Origin of the sequence: Sinorhizobium sp. NFACC03, from assembly GCF_900103435.1 — a bacterium.
Classification (GTDB): Bacteria; Pseudomonadota; Alphaproteobacteria; order Rhizobiales; family Rhizobiaceae; genus Ensifer.
The window spans coordinates 1-15,206 of the sequence record NZ_FMXF01000002.1 but is presented as its reverse complement, the minus strand read 5'-3'; the positions used below and the strand labels follow the sequence as shown (position 1 = coordinate 15,206).

The following is a 15,206-nucleotide window of genomic DNA, read 5'->3' as shown; positions in this document are numbered from 1 at the left end:
TGGCCGGGTGATGAACACCCGGCCATTTCGATTTCACTGCCTTCGATCGGCTTACGCTGCTTCAGCAGCTTCAGCTTCAGCGGCAACGCGGGCGAGATCCTTCGCACCCTTTGCCGAGACGTCGCGGTCAACGAATTCGATGACGGCGAGCGCGGCGTTGTCGCCGTGACGGAAGCCGGCCTTCATGATGCGCAGGTAGCCGCCGTTGCGGGTGGCGTAGCGCGATGCGATCGTGTCGAACAGCTTCGAAACGACAGCGGCGTCGCGGATCTGCGAGATCGCCTGGCGGCGAGCGTGCAGGTCACCGCGCTTGCCGAGCGTGACGAGCTTCTCGACGATCGGGCGGATTTCCTTGGCCTTCGGCAGGGTCGTAACGATCTGCTCGTGTTCGATCAGCGAAGCTGCCATGTTGGCAAACATCGCCTTGCGGTGGCTGGCGGTTCTATTCAGCTTGCGGCCGGCTTTACCGTGGCGCATGGCTATTCTCCTTCACTTGCAGGCATCCGCCCGCAGTCTAATGGTTAGTATTGGTCTTCGTAACGCTTGGCGAGATCTTCGATGTTCTCAGGCGGCCAGGACGGCACTTCCATGCCGAGGTGCAGACCCATGGAAGCGAGAACTTCCTTGATTTCGTTCAGCGACTTGCGACCAAAATTCGGCGTGCGGAGCATTTCTGCTTCGGTCTTCTGAATGAGGTCGCCGATGTAGACGATGTTGTCGTTCTTCAGGCAGTTGGCCGAACGGACCGAAAGTTCCAGTTCGTCGACCTTCTTGAGAAGCGCCGGGTTGAAGGCGAGTTCGGTGACTGCCTCTTCCTCTGCTTCCTTCTGCGGCTCGTCGAAGTTGACGAAGACCGACAGCTGGTCCTGAAGGATGCGGGCCGCAAAAGCGATCGCATCTTCACCGGTGACGGAACCGTCCGTCTCGATGGACATCGTCAGCTTGTCGTAGTCAAGAACCTGGCCTTCACGGGTGTTTTCCACCTTGTAGGACACCTTCTTGACCGGCGAGTACAGGCTGTCGACCGGGATCAGGCCGATCGGAGCATCTTCCGAACGGTTGCGATCAGCCGGCACGTAGCCCTTGCCGTTGTTGACGGTGAACTCCATGCGGATCTCGGCGCCCTCGTCGAGGGTGCAGATCACATGGTTCGGGTTGAGGATTTCGATATCGCCAACCGTCTGGATGTCACCGGCGGTTACAACGCCCGGACCCTGCTTGCGCACAACCATGCGCTTTGCGTCGTCGCCATCCATCTTGATGGCGATTTCCTTGATGTTGAGCACAATGTCCGTCACATCTTCCCGGACGCCCGGGATAGAGGAGAACTCGTGCAGGACGCCGTCGATCTGCACTGCGGTGACAGCAGCACCGCGCAGCGACGACAAGAGAACGCGGCGAAGCGCGTTGCCGAGGGTCAGACCGAAGCCGCGCTCAAGCGGTTCCGCAACCAGCGTTGCCTTGGTGCGGCCGGAGGAGACGAACTCCACCTTGTTCGGCTTGATCAGTTCCTGCCAATTCTTCTGGATCATGTTTTCTGCCTTCCGTTCGTTGCCACCATCCAATCGTGACAACCGAGCCCCGAAGACCGGGAGAGAGCGGATACCCCCTCACCGGCATGTTGAACGCAAATGATCAGACGCGGCGCTTCTTGCGCGGACGGCAACCGTTGTGCGGGATCGGGGTCACATCGCGGATCGAGGTGATCATGAAGCCCGCAGCCTGCAGCGCGCGAAGAGCGGATTCACGGCCGGAACCCGGACCGCAAACTTCGACTTCCAGCGACTTCATGCCGTGTTCCTGAGCCTTCTTGGCGCAGTCTTCAGCGGCGATCTGAGCGGCAAACGGGGTCGACTTACGCGAACCCTTGAAACCCTTGGCACCGGCAGACGACCAGGCAATCGCGTTGCCCTGTGCGTCGGTGATGGTGATCATGGTGTTGTTGAACGACGAATTGACGTGCGCGACGCCAGACGTGATGTTCTTGCGTTCGCGACGGCGAACGCGGGTGGCTTCCTTGGCCATAGGATCCCTTTCTTAGATCTCTGCACCGCCGTAATTCCAGCGGCTCCACCGGGAAAAGGATTTGTCGTCCCCTGCCCTGCATCTTCATTCTCCCGCCGAGGGGATATCCACTCCGCGGACTTCACACCCGGTCATTGGACCGGACGGCGGTCAGGCAAGCGCCTTTCCAAACTGCAAAAGGAGGCCGGCGCTTGACACCAGCCTCCCAATCTCCCTTTTCGGGAAATTACTTCTTCTTACCGGCAATCGCCTTCGCCGGACCCTTGCGGGTGCGAGCGTTGGTGTGGGTGCGCTGACCGCGAACCGGCAGGCCACGACGGTGACGCAGGCCGCGGTAGCAGCCGAGGTCCATCAGGCGCTTGATGTTCATCGAGGTCTCGCGACGCAGGTCACCTTCGACCTGGTAGTCACGGTCGATCGCTTCGCGGATCTGCAGGACTTCAGCGTCCGTCAGCTGATGCACGCGACGATCAGCCGGGATACCGACCTTCTCGATGATTTCCTGTGCGAATTTCGGGCCGATCCCGTGAATGTAGGTCAGCGCGATAACTACGCGCTTTGCCGTCGGGATGTTGACGCCAGCGATACGTGCCACGTCTATTCTCCTTGCGTTCCAGTTGCCATCCGGCAATAGGTGCTTCGTTACGCGACCTCGAAGAGCCGCACGTTGATTGAGGTTCGAGACACGTCAAAAACGACCGTACTCGGACTTCATTTTCTTTGAAGACCGCGCCGATCGCTCTCATGTCGCGAGTTGGCGCTGTCTTTGGCGGAATCGGCCGGAAAAGTCAACTCCCCGGCGGTTCCTTTTCGGCAAAGACCAGTGTCTAAGCCAGAATCTTCTCGATCTCGGCAGTAACGGTGTTCACATCCGCCATGCCATCCACCGTTCTCAGCTGCCCCGTACCGGCATAATGCTCCGACAACGGTGCGGTCTTTTCACGATACTCGGTCAGCCGGCGCTTGAACGCCTCCGGATTGTCGTCCGAACGGACCGTGCCTCCCGCAGCGATGGTTTCCGCTACGCGATTCTCCATCCGCTTTACAAGGGCTGCCTCGTCGACCTTCAGCTCGATGACTGCGTCGAGCTTCAGACCTTTGCCCTCGAGCATCTTGCCGAGCGCAATCGCCTGCGGAACGGTACGCGGGTAACCATCAAGGATGAAACCCTTTGCACAATCCGGCTGGTCGATGCGATCCGACACGATTTCGTTGACGATCTCATCGGATACCAGCTGACCGGCATCCATGACGGCCTTGGCACGCTTGCCGACCTCAGTCGCCTGGGCAACGGCCGCCCGCAGCATATCGCCTGTGGAAAGCTGCGGAATGCCGTATCTCTCCGTCAGAAGCTTGGCTTGCGTCCCCTTGCCAGCGCCCGGCGGTCCCAAAAAAATCAGTCTCATCGTCCCCTCTTTCCTCCGCGCAGCTTCGACTTCTTGATCAGCCCCTCATATTGCTGTGCGATGAGGTGGCCCTGGATCTGTGCTACCGTATCAAGGGTCACGCTGACAACAATCAAAAGCGACGTACCACCAAGGTAGAACGGCACGCCGGTCTGCGAAATCAGAACTTCCGGCAGAATGCAGACGAAGATCAGGTAGACCGCACCGATGACGGTGATGCGCGTCAGGACGTAATCGATGTATTCCGCGGTGCGCTCACCCGGACGAATGCCCGGAATGAAGCCGCCGTGCTTCTTGAGATTGTCGGCCGTGTCCTTCGGATTGAAGACGATTGCCGTGTAGAAGAAGGCGAAGAAGGCAATCATCGCACCGTAGAGGACCATGTAGAGCGGCTTACCGTGAGCAAGTGCGCCAACGATGGTGGTGGCCCAACCCGGCAGCGCCGCCGTGTTGGCAAAGCCCGCGAGCGTTGCCGGCAAGAGCAGCAGTGAGGATGCGAAGATTGCCGGGATGACGCCCGACGTGTTGAGCTTCAACGGTAGGTGCGAGGTGTCGCCCTGGAACATGCGGTTGCCGACCTGGCGCTTCGGATACTGGATCAGAAGTCGGCGCTGCGCCCGTTCGACAAAGACGATAAGGGCGATGACGGCAACGACCATGATGATGATCGCAAGGATCAGCGGCGTCGAAAGCGCGCCGGTGCGGCCGAGTTCGAGCGTACCGGCGAGAGCCGTCGGCAGGTGCGCGACAATACCAGCGAAGATGATCAGCGAAATACCGTTGCCGATACCGCGCGAGGTGATCTGCTCACCGAGCCACATCAGGAACATGGTGCCGCCGAGCAGGGAAATGACAGTCGAAATGCGGAAGAACCAGCCCGGATCGTTCACAAGGCCATTGCCGCTCTCGAGGCCGACGGCGATGGCGTAAGCCTGCGCCGTGCCGAGAAGCACCGTGCCGTAGCGGGTGTACTGGTTGATGATCTTGCGTCCCTGCTCACCTTCCTTCTTCAGCTGTTCCAGAGCCGGAACGACCGAGGTCATCAGCTGAACAATGATCGAGGCAGAGATATAGGGCATGATGCCGAGCGCGAAGATCGCCATGCGCTCAACTGCACCGCCCGAAAACATGTTGAAGAGGCCGAGAATGCCGCCGCTCTGGCCGCGGAATGCCTGGGCAAACGCTTCCGGGTTAAGACCGGGCAGCGGAATATAGGTGCCAAGACGGTAAACCAGAAGCGCACCAAGCGTGAACCAAAGCCGTTTCTTCAGATCTTCCGCCTTGGCGAAAGTCGAGAAATTCAGGTTCGAGGCGAGCTGTTCCGCTGCAGAAGCCATGCAATTCTCCGCGTACCAAATCTCGGAATCAGCGGGAACACCCGGTCCGTTCCGGAAGGAGTAACTTTTCGTATTGAAAACCGGACGCGAGGCGATTGTGTCTGCAATCGGATGCCTCACCGTGGTTTCCGCTATGTCCGCTTGCGGCAAGCGATTCGCCGGCTGCGGACGTGAGGCTCACATATGGGAGCAAAACCGCCCGGAGTGAAGCACCCCGGGCGGTTCATCAATAATATTATTCAGCAGCGGCTGCGAGCAGCTTGACCGAACCGCCGGCCTTTTCGATCTTTTCGATCGCCGACTTGGAAGCGCCAGCGACTTCGATCGAAACCTTCGCCTTCAGTTCACCGTCAGCGAGAACGCGGACGCCGTCCTTTTCGCGACGGATGACGCCGGCAGCCTTGAGGGCAGCCGCATCGACGGTCTTCGAAGCGTCGAGCTTCTTGGCGTCGATTGCCGTCTGGATACGGCCGAGCGACACGACAACAAACTCCGAAGCGAAGATGTTGTTGAAGCCGCGCTTCGGCAGACGACGGTAGATCGGCATCTGGCCGCCTTCGAAGCCGTTGATGGCAACGCCCGAACGAGCCTTCTGACCCTTGACACCGCGGCCGGCCGTCTTGCCGGAGCCCGAACCGATACCACGGCCGAGACGCTTACGGCTGTGGGTAGAGCCTTCGTTGTCCTTGATTTCATTCAGTTTCATGAGCTTATCCCCTCACTTCTCGTCGACGACGCGAACGAGGTGCTGGACGGTCCGGATCATGCCGCGAACAGACGGAGTGTCTTCGAGCGTGCGAACCCGGTGCATCTTGTTGAGGCCCAGGCCGATGAGCGTCTGACGCTGCACGGCCGGACGGCGAATGGGGCTACCAATCTGCTCGACGGTAACCGTCTTCTTGGCAACTTCTTTCTTAGCCATCTGTCAGCTCCCTTATTCTTCGGAAGCAGCGCCGGAGGAAACACGACGAGCCTGGAGCGTGGCGTACTTGATGCCGCGCTGAGCTGCGATGTCCTTCGGGTGCATCTGGTTCTTGAGGGCGTCGAAGGTTGCGCGAACCATGTTGTAGGGGTTCGACGAACCGGTCGACTTGGCGACGACGTCATGAACGCCGAGCGTTTCGAAGACGGCGCGCATCGGGCCACCGGCGATGATACCGGTACCGGCCTTGGCCGAACGCAGCAGCACCTTGCCGGCGCCGTGACGGCCATGAACGTCGTGATGCAGGGTACGACCACCACGCAGCGGGACGAAAATCAGGTCGCGCTTGGCAGCTTCCGTCGCCTTGCGGATGGCTTCCGGCACTTCGCGTGCCTTGCCATGGCCGAAGCCGACGCGGCCCTTCTGGTCGCCAACGACGACGAGAGCGGCGAAACCGAAACGACGACCGCCCTTCACCACCTTGGCGACGCGGTTGATTGCTACGAGCTTGTCGACAAATTCGCTGTCGCGCTCTTCGCGGTTCTGGCGATCTTCGCGAGAACCCTTTCTTTCTTGTGCCATTGTCCTTTTCCTTTTTCTTTTCCGGGTGCAATCGGCAGATTGACAAAAGTCGCCTCCGTCTTTCCGACTGGAAGCGACCGGAAACCACTGATCGTCCAGGGCGGACTCGAGGCCCGCCCTGTGATCGATCAGAAGTTCAGACCACCTTCACGTGCAGCTTCGGCCAAAGCCTTGATGCGGCCGTGATAGATGAAGGCGCCACGATCAAAGACAACGTCCTTGACGCCAGCCTTTACGGCGCGCTCAGCGATGAGCTTGCCGACGGCAGCAGCAGCTGCCGCGTCAGCGCCCGTCTTCAAAGACGAACGCAGATCGGTATCGAGCGTGGAGGCAGACGCAAGCGTCTTGCCGGCAACGTCATCGATAACCTGTACGTAGATGTTCTTCGACGAGCGATGAACCGACAGGCGCGGACGGCCATTGGCGACCGCCTTGATTTGACGGCGCACGCGGTTGGCGCGACGCACAAGAGTATCTTTCCTGCTAGCCATTTCGCGTGATCCTTACTTCTTCTTGCCTTCTTTGCGGACAATCCGCTCTTCGGCATACTTGACGCCCTTGCCCTTGTAGGGCTCGGGGCCACGGTATTCGCGGATTTCCGCGGCAACCTGGCCGACCTGCTGCTTGTTGATGCCGGACACGATGATTTCGGTCGGCTTCGGAACAGCAATCGTGATGCCTTCCGGCGTCTGGTAGACGACGTCGTGGCTGAAACCGAGCGCCAGTTGCAGGTTCTTGCCCTGCAGCGACGCACGATAACCAACGCCGTTGATTTCGAGCTTGCGCTCGTAACCGTCCTTGACGCCCTTCAAGATGTTCTCGATCATCGTGCGGGACATGCCCCACTTCGAACGAGCATCCTTGCTCTGGCTGAGCGGCTGTACGACAACCGCATTATCTTCGAGCTTTACCGAAACTTCGTCGTTTGCAACAAAGAACAGTTCGCCCTTCGGGCCCTTCGCCGTTACCTTCTGGCCATCAACGCTTGCCGTGACGCCTGCCGGAACCTGAACGGGCTTCTTACCGATACGAGACATTTTTATACCTGTCTGTTCGCTATGGAGAACTTGCTACGCCTTAGAAGACGGAGCAAAGAATCTCGCCACCAACATTCTGTTCGCGTGCCTGGTGATCGGCCATCACACCCTTCGGGGTCGAAAGGATGGTGATGCCGAGGCCGTTCGCGACCTGCGGAATGGACTTAACCGAGACATAAACTCGGCGGCCCGGCTTGGAAACGCGTCCGATCTCACGGATTACGGAAGCGCCTTCGTAGTACTTCAGTTCGATGTTCAGCTCGGCCTTGCCGTTGCCAAACACGACTTCAGAGTATCCACGGATGTAGCCTTCAGCCTGAAGGACATCCAGAACGCGTGCGCGGAGCTTCGAAGCCGGCGTGGAAACGCTCGACTTGCGGCGAGCCGCGCCGTTACGGATACGGGTGAGCATATCGCCCAGCGGATCAGTCATTGCCATGTGCCCGTCTCCTTACCAGCTCGACTTGACGATGCCCGGCACCTTGCCGAGATTGCCCAGTTCGCGAAGCGCAATACGCGACATACGAAGTTTACGATAGTAGGCGCGCGGACGGCCGGTGACTTCGCAGCGGTTGCGAATGCGGGTCTTGGATCCATCGCGCGGCAGACCTGCCAGCTTGATGGTTGCCTTGAACCGCTCTTCGATCGGCAGAGACTGGTTCATGATGATTGCCTTCAGCGCGGCACGCTTTGAAGCTTGCCCGGCAACCAGTTTGCGGCGGCGCTTGTTCTTTTCAACTGCGCTCGTTTTCGCCATAACAGTTATCCTTCTTTACGCTTGTCGTTACGGATTACTGACGGAACGGGAAGTTGAACTCTGTGAGCAGAGCGCGTGCTTCGTCGTCGTTAGTAGCCGTCGTGCAAACGATGATGTCCATGCCCCACATCTGATCAACCTTGTCGTAGTTGATCTCAGGGAACACAATGTGCTCCTTGACGCCCATGGCGAAGTTGCCACGGCCATCGAAGGACTTCGGATTGAGGCCACGGAAGTCGCGAACGCGCGGAAGAGCGATGTTCACGAGACGATCCAGGAACTCATACATCCGAACGCCGCGCAGGGTAACCTTGGCACCAATCGGCATGCCTTCGCGAAGCTTGAAGCCTGCGATGGAGTTGCGAGCGCGGGTGATTACCGGCTTCTGACCAGCAATCGCAGCGAGGTCGGCAGCAGCAACGGTCGGCTTCTTTGAGTCGCCCGTCGATTCGCCAACACCCATGTTGATGACGATCTTGTCGAGGCGCGGGATCTGCATTTCGTTGGCGTAGGAGAACTTCTCCTGCATCGCCTTGCGGATGCGCTCTACGTATTCCTTCTTGAGCCGCGGCTCGTAAGCGGACTTAGCCATCGATCACTACTCCCGAACGCTTGGCCACGCGGACCTTCTTGTCACCGTCGATCTTGAAACCGACGCGAGTCGGCTTGCCGTCCTTCGGATCGGCAATCGCGATGTTCGAAAGATGGATCGAGGCTTCCTTGTTGATGATGCCGGCTTCCTGGCTCTGGGTCTGGCGCTGGTGACGCTTCACCATGTTGACGCCACGCACAACAGCCCGGTCTTCCTTCGGCATAACCTGGACGACTTCGCCGGTACGGCCCTTGTCCTTACCGGTGAGAACGACAACCTTGTCGCCTTTGCGAATCTTTTGCATCTCTCTACGCTCCTTTAGAGTACTTCTGGAGCCAGCGAGATGATCTTCATGTGGTTCTTGGCGCGAAGTTCGCGCGGAACCGGTCCGAAGATACGGGTGCCGATCGGCTCTTTCTTGTTATCGATAAGAACGGCTGCGTTGGTGTCAAAGCGGATGACAGAGCCATCCGGACGGCGGATGTCCTTCGCAGTGCGAACGACAACAGCCTTCATGACATCACCCTTCTTTACGCGGCCGCGCGGAATGGCTTCCTTGATCGAAACGACAATGATGTCGCCGACCGACGCATACTTGCGCTTGGAGCCGCCCAGCACCTTGATGCACATGACACGACGTGCGCCGGAATTATCCGCCACGTCGAGGTTTGTTTGCATCTGAATCATGTCAGGTCGCCTTCTTGTTGTTACCCGGCCGGTTGGGTCGAAACCCCCTCGCCTGGCTTATAGTGCTCATCTCAAAGCAAAAGAACGCCCGGACTCGAGCGTTCCCCTGCTTCAATTGCGTGCTTCATACAGGTATTTGCCCAAGACGCAAGGGTCTTCAGGTCAAAACCTGCAGAAATCAAGCGTGGACGGCTACAACCGTCCAGCGCTTATCCTTCGAGATCGGCGCACATTCCTCAATGGAAACGACGTCACCAACCTTGAACTGGTTGTTTTCGTCGTGCGCCTTGTACTTCTTCGAGCGACGGACAGTCTTCTGGAGGATCGGGTGCGCAAAACGGCGCTCGACCCGGACGACGACGGTCTTGTCGTTCTTGTCGCTGACAACAGTGCCCTGCAGAATGCGTTTCGGCATATTTTCTGGTCCTTAGGCCTTGGCTTCTGCCGCCTTCTGGCGGGCAATGGTTTTGACGCGTGCGATGTCCTTGCGGACTTCGTTGATACGCGAAGACTTCTCGAGCTGGCCGGTTGCCTTCTGGAAGCGCAGGTTGAACTGCTCCTTCTTCAGCTTGGCAAGCTCTTCGTTGAGTTGATCGGCGCTCAGAGCGCGAACTTCTACGGCTTTCATGAGTTCACTCCTTACTCTGCGATACGCTGCACGAAGCGCGTCTTGACAGAGAGCTTGGCAGCGCCAAGACGAAGTGCCTCACGGGCAAGTTCTTCGCTGACACCATCGATCTCAAACATCATACGGCCGGGCTTGACCTTGCATGCCCAGTATTCGACCGAACCCTTACCCTTACCCATGCGGACTTCCGTCGGCTTGGCGGTTACGGGAACGTCGGGGAACACACGGATCCACACGCGGCCGGCGCGCTTCATGTGACGCGTGATCGCGCGGCGGGCCGCTTCGATCTCGCGCGCATTGACGCGGTTCGGCTCTTGAGCCTTCAGGCCGAATTCGCCGAAGGCAAGATCAGAACCGCCCTTGGCTACGCCCTTGATGCGGCCCTTGAACTGCTTGCGATACTTCGTACGCTTTGGCTGCAACATTTTTTTACTTCTCCGATATTGGCTGCCAAACGCGAATGTTACGCGTTTTCACGACGGCGGTCACGATCGCCACGGTCGCGATCACGGCTGCCAGGGCCCTGGTTGTCACTTTCGATCGCACGGCGCTCGGAAGCCATCGGATCGTGCTCAAGGATTTCGCCCTTGAAGATCCAGACCTTGATGCCGCAGATACCGAAAGCGGTTTCCGCTTCGGCCGTGCCGTAGTCGATGTCCGCACGCAGGGTGTGCAGCGGAACGCGACCTTCGCGGTACCATTCGGTACGAGCGATTTCGGCGCCACCGAGACGACCGGCGCAGGTGATCTTGATGCCTTCGGCGCCAAGACGCATGGCCGACTGAACAGCGCGCTTCATCGCACGGCGGAAAGCCACGCGGCGCTCGAGTTGCTGGGCGATCGACTGGGCAACGAGCGTTGCGTCAACTTCCGGCTTGCGCACTTCAACGATGTTGAGGTGCGTTTCGGAGTTGGTCATCTCGGAAAGCTTCTTGCGGAGCTTTTCGATGTCGGCGCCCTTCTTGCCGATGATGAGACCCGGGCGAGCCGAGTGGATCGTGACGCGGCACTTCTTGTGCGGACGCTCGATGACCACCTTGGCGATGCCGGCAGCCTTCAGCTCTTCCATCAGGTAAGCGCGGATCTTCAGGTCTTCATGAAGCAGCTGGCCGTATTCGGCGTTGTCTGCAAACCAACGGCTATCCCAGGTCCGGTTGATACCGAGACGGAAACCGATCGGATTAATCTTCTGACCCATTATGCGGCCTCCCCTTTGGCTTCCACTTCGCGAACGACGATCGTCAAGTGCGAGAACGGCTTTTCGACGCGCGATGCACGGCCGCGACCACGGGCGTGGAAGCGCTTCATGACGATCGACTTGCCAACGTAAGCTTCTGCAACGACGAGCGAATCGACGTCGAGATCGTGGTTGTTCTCTGCGTTTGCGATGGCAGATTCAAGGGTCTTCTTGACCGTTTCTGCAATGCGCTTGCGGGAGAACTCCAGTTCGGCCAGAGCGCGGTCGACCTTCTTGCCGCGGATCATCGCGGCAACCAGGTTGAGCTTCTGGGGGCTGACGCGGATCGTGCGCGCAATTGCCTGCGCCTCATTATCCTTCAGCCGGCGTTCGGCTTTTGCCTTGCCCATTGTTACTTCCTCTTTGCCTTCTTGTCCGCGCCATGACCGTAGTAGGTCCGGGTCGGAGAGAATTCGCCAAACTTGTGACCGACCATGTCTTCATTGACGCTGACCGGAACGTGCTTGCTGCCGTTGTAGACGCCGAAGGTGAGGCCGACAAACTGCGGAAGGATCGTGGAGCGGCGGCTCCAAATCTTGATCACTTCGTTACGACCGCCTTCGCGGACCTTCTCAGCCTTCTTGAGAAGATAACCGTCAACGAACGGACCTTTCCATACTGAACGAGTCATTCGAGACTTCCTCTCTTACTTCTTCTTCTGGTGCCGCGAGCGCATGATGAACTTGTCGGTCGACTTGTTCGAGCGCGTACGCTTGCCCTTCGTGGGCTTGCCCCACGGGGTAACCGGGTGACGACCACCCGAGGTACGGCCTTCACCACCGCCGTGCGGGTGGTCAACCGGGTTCATGACGACGCCGCGAACGTGCGGACGCTTGCCGCGCCAACGCGAACGACCAGCCTTACCGTCATTGATGTTGCCGTGATCGGGGTTCGATACGGCGCCGATCGATGCGAGGCAGGAACCGTGCACGAGACGCTGTTCGCCCGAGTTCAGACGAAGGATCGCCATGCCCTGGTCACGACCGACGAGCTGCGCGTAGGTACCGGCCGAGCGGGCCATCTGGCCGCCCTTGCCCGGCTTCATTTCCACGTTGTGGATGATGGAGCCGACCGGGATGTACTGCAGCGGCATCGTGTTGCCGGGCTTGACGTCAACGGCCTTCTCCGAAGCGATGACCTTGTCGCCGGCAGCGAGACGCTGCGGAGCGAGGATGTAGGCCTTTTCGCCGTCGGCATAGTTGACGAGCGCGATGAAGGCGGTGCGGTTCGGGTCGTATTCCAGACGCTCGACCGTGCCTTCAACGTCGAACTTGCGACGCTTGAAGTCGACCAGGCGGTAGGTACGCTTGTGACCGCCGCCCTGGAAGCGAACGGTGATGCGACCGAGGTTGTTGCGACCGCCCTTGGAGGACAGGCCCTCGGTCAGCGCCTTGACCGGCTTGCCCTTGTAGAGGCCAGCCCGGTCAACGATGACCAGCTGGCGCTGGCTCGGGGTCGTCGGATTGAAACTTTTCAATGCCATTTTCTTGTTCCCTTTTGGGTTTTTACCCTAATGGGCCTATCCGTTAGAGACCGGTGGAGACGTCGATGGACTGACCGTCGGCGAGTGTAATGATCGCCTTCTTCACGTCCTTCTGCTTTCCGGCAAAGCCGCGGAAACGCTTCGTCTTGCCTTTGCGGACGAGCGTGTTCACGGCCGTAACCTTGACGCCGAACAGAGCTTCGACAGCAGCCTTGATTTCAGGCTTCGAAGCATCCTTGGCGACGTTGAAGACGACCTGGTTCTGTTCGGAAACCAGCGTCGACTTTTCAGTGATCGAGGGAGACACGATCACGTCGTAGTGGCGAAGATCCGTCATTTGAACCGCTCCTCCAGAGCTTCCACGGCAGCCTTGGAAAGCACGAGCTTGCCACGGCGCAGAATGTCGTAAACGTTGATGCCCTGAACCGGCAGAACGTCCACGTTCGGGATGTTCTGGGCTGCGAGCTTGAAATTGTTCTCGATCTCGGCGCCGCCGATGATGAGAGCGTTGGTGAGGCCGAGCGATGCGAATACGCCGGCGAGAGCCTTGGTCTTGGCTTCCTTGGCAACGAGATCGTCGATGACGATGATCTCTGCAGCCTTCAGCTTGGCCGACAGTGCATGACGCAGGCCGAGGGCGCGAACCTTCTTCGGCAGATCATGCTCGTGGCTGCGGACGACCGGGCCATGGGCCTTGCCACCGCCGCGGAACTGCGGAGCGCGAGCGGAGTGGTGGCGGGCGCGGCCCGTACCCTTCTGCTTGTACATCTTGGCGCCGGTGCGCGAAACTTCTGCGCGGCCCTTGGCCTTGTGCGTGCCCTGCTGCTTCTTGGCGAGCTGCCAGCGAACGACGCGGGCAATGATGTCTTCACGGGGTTCGAGGCCGAAAATGGCGTCAGAAAGGGAAACCTTTCCCGCGTCCTTGCCCTCGAGGGTTTTGACGTTGAGATCCATTACTCGGCTCCCTTACTTCGATGCTTCGGCGCGCACAGCGGCCGGGCGCGGAGCGCCTTCCGGGGTGCCCGACTTGATGGCGTCACGAACGACGATCCAGGCACCCTTGGAGCCGGGGACTGCGCCCTTGACCAGGATCAGACCGCGGTCTTCATCGGTCGATACGACTTCGAGGTTCTGGGTGGTGACGCGGGTCTGACCCATGTGACCAGCCATGCGCTTGCCCTTCCAAACGCGGCCCGGATCCTGGTTGGAACCGGTAGAACCATGCGAACGGTGCGATACGGAAACGCCGTGCGTTGCACGCAGACCACCGAAGTTGTGGCGCTTGATCGCACCAGCAAAGCCCTTGCCGATCGTGGTACCGGTGACGTCAACGAGCTGGCCGGCAACGAAATGGTTGGCCGTCAGTTCTGCACCGATGTCGATCAGGTTGTCCGCGGAAACGCGGAACTCGACGAGCTTCGCCTTCGGCTCGACGTTGGCAGCAGCAAAATGGCCGCGCATCGCCTTCGGCGTGTTCTTGACCTTCGAACGGCCGGCGCCCAGCTGGACAGCCACGTAGCCGTTCTTCTCTTCCGTACGCTGGGCTACCACCTGGCAGTTCTCCAGCTTCAATACTGTAACCGGGATATGCTCACCGGCGTCGTTATAGACGCGGGTCATTCCCACTTTCTGTGCAATCACACCTGAACGCATCGGTTCATTCCTCTTGAGAGTTAGTGATGGGGCGAGCCCCCTCACATCTCTGGTTTAAGGGTTCCTTGAGATCATCCGATCTTGAGGTCGCCCGTTTTCGGAAGCCGTTGGACCGGGGTCCACGTACCTTCCTTGTTATTAAAGCTTGATTTCCACGTCGACGCCGGCAGCCAGGTCGAGCTTCATCAGCGCGTCAACGGTCTGCGGGGTCGGGTCTACGATATCGAGAAGGCGCTTATGGGTGCGCATTTCGAACTGTTCACGGCTCTTCTTGTCGACGTGCGGCGAGCGGTTGACCGTAAACTTTTCAATGCGCGTCGGCAGCGGTACGGGACCGCGCACGCTTGCACCGGTACGCTTTGCCGTCGACACGATTTCGCGCGTCGAGGCGTCGAGGATCCGGTGATCAAACGCCTTGAGGCGGATGCGGATGTTCTGGCCGTTCATACGACTTATCCTTGTTCATGTTGTCTGCGGTTTCCGTGGAAAAACACGCATTGAACTTCGTTTAATGTTCGGCCAGTCCGCTAATTTTCAAAGATCGGAGGGACAGGGTTTCCCCTGCCCCTTCCTATTTGAGCGGCCGTGGCCGGCCTGTCTTTTTGTGAGCGCACAACGTCGAAGCACCGTGCAAATCACGCGTGGGCGCCATTTGCACTATTTCGTCGTCTTCGGCAAGCCGTGCGACCAACTAATTCTTTCGGGGCGGGTATGTTCGAGGCGCATAGCACATGCGCCTCGAATTTCTCCGCCCTCAGTCTCGTCGATTACTCGACGATCGAGGCAACGATGCCTGCGCCGACGGTACGGCCACCTTCGCGGATCGCGAAGCGCAGCTTTTCTTCCATCGCGATCGGAAC

Annotated in this window: 28 protein-coding genes; all 28 read right to left on the bottom strand. The window is 59.1% G+C overall.

Annotated elements, in window-relative coordinates; genetic code table 11:
- Positions 1–51: 51 nt before the first annotated feature.
- Positions 52–477, bottom strand: coding sequence for a 50S ribosomal protein L17 (gene rplQ, locus BLU35_RS05440; RefSeq protein WP_057255585.1), 426 nt, complete (start codon positions 475–477; stop codon positions 52–54).
- 44 nt (positions 478–521) lie between these two features.
- Positions 522–1,532, bottom strand: coding sequence for a DNA-directed RNA polymerase subunit alpha (locus BLU35_RS05435; RefSeq protein WP_034795592.1), 1,011 nt, complete (start codon positions 1,530–1,532; stop codon positions 522–524).
- 103 nt (positions 1,533–1,635) lie between these two features.
- Positions 1,636–2,025, bottom strand: a complete 390-nt coding sequence (gene rpsK / locus BLU35_RS05430) for a 30S ribosomal protein S11 (protein ID WP_003536496.1) — start codon at positions 2,023–2,025, stop codon at positions 1,636–1,638.
- Between the two features lie 226 nt (positions 2,026–2,251).
- Positions 2,252–2,620, bottom strand: a complete 369-nt coding sequence (gene rpsM, locus BLU35_RS05425; protein WP_058329561.1) for a 30S ribosomal protein S13 — start codon at positions 2,618–2,620, stop codon at positions 2,252–2,254.
- 232 nt (positions 2,621–2,852) lie between these two features.
- Positions 2,853–3,431: an adenylate kinase gene (locus BLU35_RS05420; RefSeq protein WP_057255584.1), complete on the bottom strand. Its 579-nt coding sequence runs from the start codon at positions 3,429–3,431 to the stop codon at positions 2,853–2,855.
- Entirely contained in the window at positions 3,428–4,768 is a 1,341-nt protein-coding gene (gene secY, locus BLU35_RS05415; protein ID WP_058324770.1) for a preprotein translocase subunit SecY, read from the bottom strand. The genes BLU35_RS05420 and secY overlap by 4 nt, the downstream gene beginning before the upstream one ends.
- Positions 4,769–5,003: 235 nt before the next feature.
- The gene (gene rplO / locus BLU35_RS05410) at positions 5,004–5,474 is read right to left on the bottom strand and encodes a 50S ribosomal protein L15 (RefSeq protein WP_057255582.1); all 471 of its coding nucleotides are present in this window, start codon (positions 5,472–5,474) and stop codon (positions 5,004–5,006) included.
- Positions 5,475–5,486: 12 nt separating this feature from the next.
- Complete coding sequence (gene rpmD / locus BLU35_RS05405; protein ID WP_057255581.1) at positions 5,487–5,690, bottom strand: 50S ribosomal protein L30; 204 nt, start codon at positions 5,688–5,690, stop codon at positions 5,487–5,489.
- Positions 5,691–5,702: 12 nt separating this feature from the next.
- The gene (gene rpsE / locus BLU35_RS05400) at positions 5,703–6,272 is read right to left on the bottom strand and encodes a 30S ribosomal protein S5 (RefSeq protein WP_057255580.1); all 570 of its coding nucleotides are present in this window, start codon (positions 6,270–6,272) and stop codon (positions 5,703–5,705) included.
- 128 nt (positions 6,273–6,400) lie between these two features.
- Positions 6,401–6,763 (bottom strand): 50S ribosomal protein L18, encoded by a 363-nt coding sequence (gene rplR, locus BLU35_RS05395; RefSeq protein WP_025426679.1) that lies wholly within the window; start codon positions 6,761–6,763, stop codon positions 6,401–6,403.
- Positions 6,764–6,775: 12 nt separating this feature from the next.
- Positions 6,776–7,309, bottom strand: coding sequence for a 50S ribosomal protein L6 (gene rplF, locus BLU35_RS05390; protein WP_057255579.1), 534 nt, complete (start codon positions 7,307–7,309; stop codon positions 6,776–6,778).
- A gap of 40 nt (positions 7,310–7,349) precedes the next feature.
- On the bottom strand, positions 7,350–7,748 hold the full coding sequence (rpsH, locus tag BLU35_RS05385; RefSeq protein ID WP_025426677.1) for a 30S ribosomal protein S8: 399 nt from the start codon (positions 7,746–7,748) through the stop codon (positions 7,350–7,352).
- A 12-nt stretch (positions 7,749–7,760) separates the two neighbouring features.
- On the bottom strand, positions 7,761–8,066 hold the full coding sequence (gene rpsN, locus BLU35_RS05380; protein WP_057255578.1) for a 30S ribosomal protein S14: 306 nt from the start codon (positions 8,064–8,066) through the stop codon (positions 7,761–7,763).
- 34 nt (positions 8,067–8,100) lie between these two features.
- Positions 8,101–8,658 (bottom strand): 50S ribosomal protein L5, encoded by a 558-nt coding sequence (rplE, locus tag BLU35_RS05375; protein ID WP_057255577.1) that lies wholly within the window; start codon positions 8,656–8,658, stop codon positions 8,101–8,103.
- Entirely contained in the window at positions 8,651–8,962 is a 312-nt protein-coding gene (rplX, locus tag BLU35_RS05370; RefSeq protein ID WP_025426674.1) for a 50S ribosomal protein L24, read from the bottom strand. Before rplX ends, rplE begins: the two co-directional genes overlap by 8 nt.
- Before the next feature lie 14 nt (positions 8,963–8,976).
- Positions 8,977–9,345, bottom strand: a complete 369-nt coding sequence (gene rplN, locus BLU35_RS05365) for a 50S ribosomal protein L14 (RefSeq protein WP_034795548.1) — start codon at positions 9,343–9,345, stop codon at positions 8,977–8,979.
- 178 nt (positions 9,346–9,523) lie between these two features.
- A complete protein-coding gene (rpsQ, locus tag BLU35_RS05360) occupies positions 9,524–9,760 on the bottom strand; it encodes a 30S ribosomal protein S17 (protein ID WP_057255576.1) in 237 nt (78 codons plus the stop codon).
- A gap of 12 nt (positions 9,761–9,772) precedes the next feature.
- Positions 9,773–9,973, bottom strand: coding sequence for a 50S ribosomal protein L29 (rpmC, locus tag BLU35_RS05355; RefSeq protein ID WP_057255575.1), 201 nt, complete (start codon positions 9,971–9,973; stop codon positions 9,773–9,775).
- Positions 9,974–9,984: 11 nt separating this feature from the next.
- Positions 9,985–10,398 carry a 50S ribosomal protein L16 gene (gene rplP, locus BLU35_RS05350; RefSeq protein ID WP_011975175.1) on the bottom strand — a complete coding sequence of 138 codons (414 nt, stop codon included), beginning with the start codon at positions 10,396–10,398 and terminating at the stop codon, positions 9,985–9,987.
- 38 nt (positions 10,399–10,436) lie between these two features.
- Entirely contained in the window at positions 10,437–11,171 is a 735-nt protein-coding gene (rpsC, locus tag BLU35_RS05345) for a 30S ribosomal protein S3 (protein WP_057255574.1), read from the bottom strand.
- Entirely contained in the window at positions 11,171–11,560 is a 390-nt protein-coding gene (gene rplV, locus BLU35_RS05340; protein ID WP_057255573.1) for a 50S ribosomal protein L22, read from the bottom strand. Before rplV ends, rpsC begins: the two co-directional genes overlap by 1 nt.
- Positions 11,561–11,562: 2 nt before the next feature.
- Positions 11,563–11,841: a 30S ribosomal protein S19 gene (rpsS, locus tag BLU35_RS05335; protein WP_018239488.1), complete on the bottom strand. Its 279-nt coding sequence runs from the start codon at positions 11,839–11,841 to the stop codon at positions 11,563–11,565.
- A gap of 15 nt (positions 11,842–11,856) precedes the next feature.
- Complete coding sequence (rplB, locus tag BLU35_RS05330; RefSeq protein WP_057255572.1) at positions 11,857–12,693, bottom strand: 50S ribosomal protein L2; 837 nt, start codon at positions 12,691–12,693, stop codon at positions 11,857–11,859.
- A 43-nt stretch (positions 12,694–12,736) separates the two neighbouring features.
- On the bottom strand, positions 12,737–13,030 hold the full coding sequence (locus BLU35_RS05325) for a 50S ribosomal protein L23 (RefSeq protein ID WP_057255571.1): 294 nt from the start codon (positions 13,028–13,030) through the stop codon (positions 12,737–12,739).
- Positions 13,027–13,647, bottom strand: coding sequence for a 50S ribosomal protein L4 (rplD, locus tag BLU35_RS05320; RefSeq protein ID WP_058324771.1), 621 nt, complete (start codon positions 13,645–13,647; stop codon positions 13,027–13,029). The genes BLU35_RS05325 and rplD overlap by 4 nt, the downstream gene beginning before the upstream one ends.
- A gap of 12 nt (positions 13,648–13,659) precedes the next feature.
- Complete coding sequence (rplC, locus tag BLU35_RS05315; protein ID WP_057255569.1) at positions 13,660–14,346, bottom strand: 50S ribosomal protein L3; 687 nt, start codon at positions 14,344–14,346, stop codon at positions 13,660–13,662.
- A gap of 138 nt (positions 14,347–14,484) precedes the next feature.
- Positions 14,485–14,793 carry a 30S ribosomal protein S10 gene (gene rpsJ / locus BLU35_RS05310; RefSeq protein WP_003507767.1) on the bottom strand — a complete coding sequence of 103 codons (309 nt, stop codon included), beginning with the start codon at positions 14,791–14,793 and terminating at the stop codon, positions 14,485–14,487.
- Between the two features lie 320 nt (positions 14,794–15,113).
- A partial coding sequence (locus BLU35_RS05305) for an EF-Tu C-terminal domain-related protein (protein WP_018010126.1) occupies positions 15,114–15,206 on the bottom strand: 93 nt, incomplete at its 5' end.